The following is a 5842-nucleotide window of genomic DNA, read 5'->3' on the forward strand; positions in this document are numbered from 1 at the left end:
ACCCCACGGGGAACAGGAACCGAGACCCTGCGGTACACCGGGACCGCGACTCCGCAGTACACCTGGACCGCGACTCCGCAGGACCGCCGGGACCGCGACCTTGCCGTCCCGGCGGGCGCCGCGGCCGACGTGGGCTGCGGCCGACGTGGTGCCACGCGCCGCTGGGCGCCGGAGCGGTCGCCGGGGGCTGCGCCGCGGCGAGAGAAGCTTCTCGCGGGGTGGTGCCGAGGGAGGTGGTCCCGGACGCGCGGTGGGGCCGGCCCCCGGCTCGGAGGCGTATGCCCGCGGCCGGGCCCCGACCAGCGGCCGTATCACCGGGTGCACGGGGCCCCGCCTCCGCTCCGTGCCGGAGTCGGCCGCACCCCCGGCTGAGGGTGTGCTGCCGGCCCGGGGCGTTACGCGGTGGAGGCGGCGGGTGCTTCCTGCTCCGCCTCCACCTGCTGATTCCATGCGCGCTTGGACGCCTGCCAGCCGTCCTCGTCGTGCCCGCGCCGCCAGTAGCCGGAGATCGACAGCCGCTCGCGCGGCACCTCCCGGTCGATCCGCAGATACCGGCGGAGTTCCTTCACGAACCCGGCCTCGCCGTGTACGAACGCGTGGACGTCCCCCGCCGGGAACTCGAGATCGCGCACGGCCGGTACGAGCGCCGTGCCGGCGGGAGCGTCGCCGCGGTACAGCCAGACGACCTCGGTGCCCTCCGGAGCGGTCAGCTCCAGCCGCTCCTCCGGCCCGGCGACCTCCACGAAGGCGCGTACCGTGGCGCCCGCGGGGATGCGCTCCAGGGACGCGGCGATGGCGGGCAGCGCGCTCTCGTCGCCCGCGAGCAGATGCCAGTCGGCGGCCGGGTCGGGGGCGTAACCGCCGCCGGGACCGAGGAAGAGGACCTCCTCGCCCGGGCGTGCGTTCGCCGCCCAGGGACCGGCCAGGCCCTCGTCGCCATGGATGACGAAGTCGACGGCCAGTTCCCGCGCCCCGGGGTCCCAGCTGCGCACCGTGTACGTACGGGTCCGCGGCCACTGGTCGCGCGGCAGGTCACGACGGACGGCCTCGATGTCGAACGGCTCGGGGTAGGCCACCCCCTCGGCCGGGAAGAGCACCTTGATGTAGTGATCGGTGTGCTCGCCCGCCCGGAAGCCGGCCAGGCCCTCACCGCCCAGTACCACGCGGACCAGGTGCGGTGTGAGCCGCTGGGTGCGGATCACCTGTGCCTTGTTGAGCCCGGGCTTTCTGCGAACCGGACGGTCTGCCACGGCGGCCTCCCCTGCCTCAGTGGTTGTTAGGGTTACCTAACCTAACAGCTCACCGCTGAAGGGTGGAGAGCAGCCGCTGCAGCGAGCCGCCGAGCCCCCATCGCTCGGAGAGTGCGCTCAGGGCGGCGGGGTCACGGGGCGTGCGCGGCAGCACCGGGTCGAAGTCGGGCAGCGGTACGTCCGAGGCCACCCGTACCACCTTCGGTGCGACCGCGATGTAGTCACGCGCCTCATGGAGCCGCTTGCGCTGGGACGGGGTGAGCCTCGCGGCGGGATTGCCGACCGCCGCCATGATCCCGGCCAGGTCGCCGTGGTCCGCGAGAAGCTTGGCGGCGGTCTTCTCACCGATGCCGGGCACGCCGGGCAGTCCGTCGCTGGGGTCGCCGCGCAGCAGCGCCAGATCGGCGTACCCACGGCCGTCCACGCCGTACTTCTCCCGCAGCCACGCCTCGTCGACGGCCTGGTGGGTGCCGACGCCCTTGACCGGGTACAGCACGCGCACCCTCCGCGCGTCGTCGACCAGCTGGAAGAGGTCGCGGTCGCCGGTGACGATGTCCACCGGGCCCTCCGCCCGGCCCGTCAGGGTGCCGATGACATCGTCCGCCTCGTACCCGGGGACGCCCACGCGGGCGATGCCGAGTGCGTCCAGGACGTCCTCGATGACGGGCACCTGGGGGGAGAGGGTGTCGGGGACCTCCTCGACATCGGAGCCCTCGGGCACCTCCTCCGCGACCCGGTGGGCCTTGTAGGTGGGGATCAGCTCGACCCGCCAGTGGGGGCGCCAGTCGGCGTCCATACAGGCGACCAGGGACTGGGGGTCGTGGTCATGGACGAGCCGGGCGATGAAGTCCAGCAGCCCGCGCACCGCGTTGACCGGGGTGCCGTCGGGTGCCCTGACCGAATCCGGCACGCCGAAGTAGGCGCGGAAGTAGAGGGAGGCGGCGTCGAGGAGCATCAGGCGTCGGGTCACCTGCACGATGATGCCGTACGGGCCACGGCCAGGTACCGGATGAAAACGGGCAAAACGCAGCTCAATCGACCAGTTAACCTCCGGCAGTTGTGAACTGGGTCGGCGTTGGGCGGCCAAGTCGGCGCCCGTCAGCTGATACGCGCCACGGTGCCGCGCTCCCGGCAGGGGGACTGTCGCGGCCCCGCCCCGGTTCCCGCGAACCGGGGCGGCGCCGAGGCGTTGTGTTCCTTCGCCGCGTTCGCCTTCCGATCCTCGAACGGATGCCGGGCGCCCGGGTCGGCGTCCCGCATACGGCCGTCCCTGGGAGACTGAGGGCATGTCCCTCATGGCTCCTTGCGATGGCTGATCCCGGGGCCCCGGCCCGTGTGGTGTCGCTCGTACCCTCGCTGACCGAGGCCGTCGCCGTCACCGCGCCAGGACTCCTGGTCGGTGCCACCGACTGGTGCACCCACCCGGCGGATCTCGATGTCGTCAGGGTCCGGGGGACCAAGAACCCGGACGTGTCCGCGATCGTCGGTCTCGCCCCGGATCTGGTGATCGCCAACGAGGAGGAGAACCGCGAGCCGGACCTCGCCGCGCTCCGGGCCGCCGGGCTCGAGGTGATGGTCACCGAAGTGCGCAGTCTGGAGCAGGCGTTCACTGAACTGGAGCGGGTCCTCGTACGGGGCTGCGGGCTGGCCCGCCCGCGATGGCTGGACGCGGCGGAGGCGGCCTGGCGGGACGTACCGGCTCCCACTGAGCCGCGGCGCGCGGTCGTACCGGTCTGGCGGCGCCCCTGGATGGTGCTCGGACGCGACACCTTCGCGGGCGACCTGCTGGCCCGGCTCGGTGTCGCCAATGTCTGCGCCGGGCACGCCGACCGCTATCCGCGGATCCCGGTCGACGCACTGAACGCCTGCGGGGCGGACCTCGCGGTCCTGCCCGACGAGCCGTACCGCTTCACCGCCGACGACGGCCCCGAGGCCTTTCCCGGGCTGCCGTGCGCTCTGGTCAGCGGCCGCCACCTCACGTGGTACGGCCCGTCGTTGGCCGAGGCGCCCGCCGTGCTCAGCGCGGCGCTCCGGCGCGCAAACCGGCAGACCTGACGTCTCTGCACGGCCGATGACGTGGTGCAGCGGTCTCACCGGGACAACCTCGAGGGGCAGAACCGGATGTGCCGGATTGCTTGCTGTGGCCTCAGCCCCCGGTGCCGCACCATGGTCGCGTCGACGTCAGCGGGTGACCTTCTCGGCCAGGTATTCCTCCCAGGTCCGCTTGCCCACCGCGCGGTCGGGCGCGGTCAGAGCCCCGGAACGAAAGCCCGCCCCGACCTTCCCCGGGATGAACACCGGCAGGACGAGGCGGCGCTTGCCCGCCGCCAGCAGCCAGCTCCTGGCCAGCCGGCCTGCCGTGTACACCGTCGGCCCGGCCAGGTCCGGCACCTGTCCGGCCGGCCCGTCCAGCGCCAACGCGACGAGACGGTCCGCGACGTCCCCCGGGTCAACCGGCTGGCAGACGGTACGGGCCGGCACGATGACCACGGGCAGCTTGGACAAGGCGGCAAAGCCCCTGTCCAGCAGCTCGGGGAACTGAGTTGCGCGGAGATTGGTCCAGCCGATTCCCGAGGCCGCCAGCAGCCGCTCACCTTCCAGCTTGATCCGATAGTAGGGGTACGGGATCCGGTCGATCCCGACGATGGAAATGTTGACGACGTGCTCGACCCCGGCCCGCTTCGCGGCCTCCAGCAGGTGGTGGAAGGCCGGGATGTCGTTCTTGACATGCCGGATGTCGGTCGCACAGTGGATGATCGTACGGACCCCGGCGAACGCCTCGTCCAGACCCGCGCCGCTCGCCAGATCACCGCGGAACCAGGTCACACCCGCATCGTTTGGCGGCACCGCCCTGCGGGTGAGCGCCCGCACGGGCAGCCCGGTGCGGCGCGCCCGCTCCAGCACCGCGCGGCCGAGTACGCCCGTCGCACCGGTCACCATGATCCCGTCGTTGTTCATCAGCCAGCCCTTCTCGTGTTGCTGTCACTGATGAAGAACCGACGACTCACGTGTTCCGTGACGGCTCCCGCAACTGACCGGCCAGAAAGGCCAGTTTGTCGGGGTTCCGGACGATCTGGATCCCGATGATCCCCGCCTCGCCGACCTCCAGTGCACCCAACGAGGTCAGCGCGCCGTCCTCCCAGCCCAGCGCCACCGCACTGCCGTTCGCCTCGACGATCTCTATCCGCACACCACTCGCCCACCGGGCGAACAGGCCTGCCAGGTACCGAGCCACCCGCTCCCGGCCGACGACCGGCTGCCGCGCCGCACGGACCTTGCCGCCACCGTCCGACCACGCAACCACGTCGTCGGCGAGCAGCGCTTCCAACGGCCCCATCGCCCCCTGCGCCGCCGCCTCCAGAAACCGGGCCAGCAACCCGCTGCTCGACTCCCGGGACGATTCGAACTTCTGTCGGCCGTCCGTCACATGCTGCTTCGCCCTGCGGTACAGCTGCCGCGCGTTCGCCTCCGAGCAATCGATCACGGCCGCGATATCCCGATGGCTGTAGCCGAACGCGTCACGCAACACCACGGCCGCGCGCTCCGGCGGCGTCAAACGCTCCATCAACACCAGCACCGCCAGCGACACCGCCTCGCGCTGCTCCGCCGTCTCCATCGGCCCCAGTGTCCCGTCATCGGTCCGTACCGGCTCCGGCAGCCACGGCCCCACATACTCCACACGCCGCACCCGCGCCGAGGTCAGCCGGTTCAGGCACAGATTCGTGAGCACCTTCGCCAGCCACGGCCCCGGCGCAGTGACCTGCCCGGGCTCGGCCCCGTGCCACCGCAGGTACGCATCCTGCACCGCATCCTCCGCCTCCGCCGCCGACCCCAGCATCCGGTACGCCAACGAGAACAGCCGCGGTCGGAGCTCTTCGAACTGCTGTGCCTTGTCCATAGGTGCATACGCTAGAAGATCATTGAAGATCGTGGTCGGGACGCCTCACCGTGGACCAGGCACCCGTTGCTCCTGGGCGGCAAGGGCGACTGTCCAGGTGCCCCTGTGGGGTCCAGTCCGAGGTGCGCCATCCTCGCCGGAGCAGCCCCCGCAACCGACCCACCAACCGGGGAACCCGGGCCCCTCGAGGCTCCTGCCGCGGCGTGCTCCCGGCACGTGACCCGTACCGACGAGCGCCGGCCGCGAGCACGGGCCGCGGCTCACAGGGACCGCGCGGCCGTCACCAGCGCTTCCATCACCCGCAGGTCCTCGCCCGCCTCCGGGTGCCACTGGACGGCCAGGACGAACCCGTCGCCGTCCGCCAGTTCGACGGCCTCCAGAGTGCCGTCCTCCGCGTGGGCGCACGCGAGCAGGCCACTGCCGAGCCGGTCCACCGCCTGGTGGTGGTAGGTCGGTACGGACGTCGTCTCCGGCAGCACGCTGTCCAGCAGCGTGCCCGGCACCGGCTTCACCTCGTGCCGGGCGAAGACCCCCGGCGAACCGCGGTGGCCGTCGTGCCCCACGGACTCGGGCAGATGCTGCACCAGCGTGCCGCCGAGCGCGACATTGAGCAGCTGCATTCCCCGGCAGATCCCGAGCAGCGGCTTCCCGGAAGCCAGGGCCGCTTCGATCAGGGCCAGCTCCCACGCGTCCC

The 5842-nt window shown here is 72.0% G+C and carries 6 protein-coding genes; 1 reads left to right on the forward strand and 5 read right to left on the reverse strand.

The genetic code is table 11. The features are described from left to right. Positions 1 to 395: 395 nt before the first annotated feature. Together ACTWQE_RS33375 and ACTWQE_RS33380 are read right to left on the reverse strand one after the other, a co-directional pair. Positions 396 to 1250, reverse strand: coding sequence for a siderophore-interacting protein (locus ACTWQE_RS33375; protein ID WP_443332842.1), 855 nt, complete (start codon positions 1248 to 1250; stop codon positions 396 to 398). Between the two features lie 49 nt (positions 1251 to 1299). Beyond that, positions 1300 to 2205: a 5'-3' exonuclease gene (locus ACTWQE_RS33380; protein ID WP_443332847.1), complete on the reverse strand. Its 906-nt coding sequence runs from the start codon at positions 2203 to 2205 to the stop codon at positions 1300 to 1302. Positions 2206 to 2558: 353 nt separating this feature from the next. Between ACTWQE_RS33380 and ACTWQE_RS33385 the strand changes: the two genes are divergently transcribed. After that, positions 2559 to 3305, forward strand: coding sequence for a helical backbone metal receptor (locus ACTWQE_RS33385; protein ID WP_443332843.1), 747 nt, complete (start codon positions 2559 to 2561; stop codon positions 3303 to 3305). A 126-nt stretch (positions 3306 to 3431) separates the two neighbouring features. On the opposite strand, the gene ACTWQE_RS33390 is transcribed toward ACTWQE_RS33385, so the two are convergent. The 3 genes from ACTWQE_RS33390 to ACTWQE_RS33400 all read right to left on the reverse strand — a co-directional run. Next, a complete protein-coding gene (locus ACTWQE_RS33390; RefSeq protein WP_443332844.1) occupies positions 3432 to 4208 on the reverse strand; it encodes an SDR family oxidoreductase in 777 nt (258 codons plus the stop codon). Positions 4209 to 4254: 46 nt separating this feature from the next. Then, positions 4255 to 5148 carry an RNA polymerase sigma-70 factor gene (locus tag ACTWQE_RS33395; RefSeq protein WP_443332845.1) on the reverse strand — a complete coding sequence of 298 codons (894 nt, stop codon included), beginning with the start codon at positions 5146 to 5148 and terminating at the stop codon, positions 4255 to 4257. Between the two features lie 260 nt (positions 5149 to 5408). Beyond that, positions 5409 to 5842, reverse strand: a 434-nt coding sequence (locus tag ACTWQE_RS33400) for a gamma-glutamyl-gamma-aminobutyrate hydrolase family protein (RefSeq protein WP_443332846.1), incomplete at its 5' end; no start/stop codon positions are given.

Origin of the sequence: Streptomyces sp. 8N706 (assembly GCF_052245415.1) — a bacterium.
GTDB lineage: Bacteria > Actinomycetota > Actinomycetes > Streptomycetales > Streptomycetaceae > Streptomyces.

Excerpts from the sequence above, each read along its gene's own strand:
- ACTWQE_RS33380 (WP_443332847.1), bottom strand. The coding sequence starts at position 2,205 with ATGCTCCTCGACGCCGCCTCCCTCTACTTCCGCGCCTACTTCGGCGTG.
- ACTWQE_RS33385 (WP_443332843.1), top strand. The coding sequence starts at position 2,559 with ATGGCTGATCCCGGGGCCCCGGCCCGTGTGGTGTCGCTCGTACCCTCG.
- ACTWQE_RS33390 (WP_443332844.1), bottom strand. The coding sequence starts at position 4,208 with ATGAACAACGACGGGATCATGGTGACCGGTGCGACGGGCGTACTCGGC.
- ACTWQE_RS33395 (WP_443332845.1), bottom strand. The coding sequence starts at position 5,148 with ATGGACAAGGCACAGCAGTTCGAAGAGCTCCGACCGCGGCTGTTCTCG.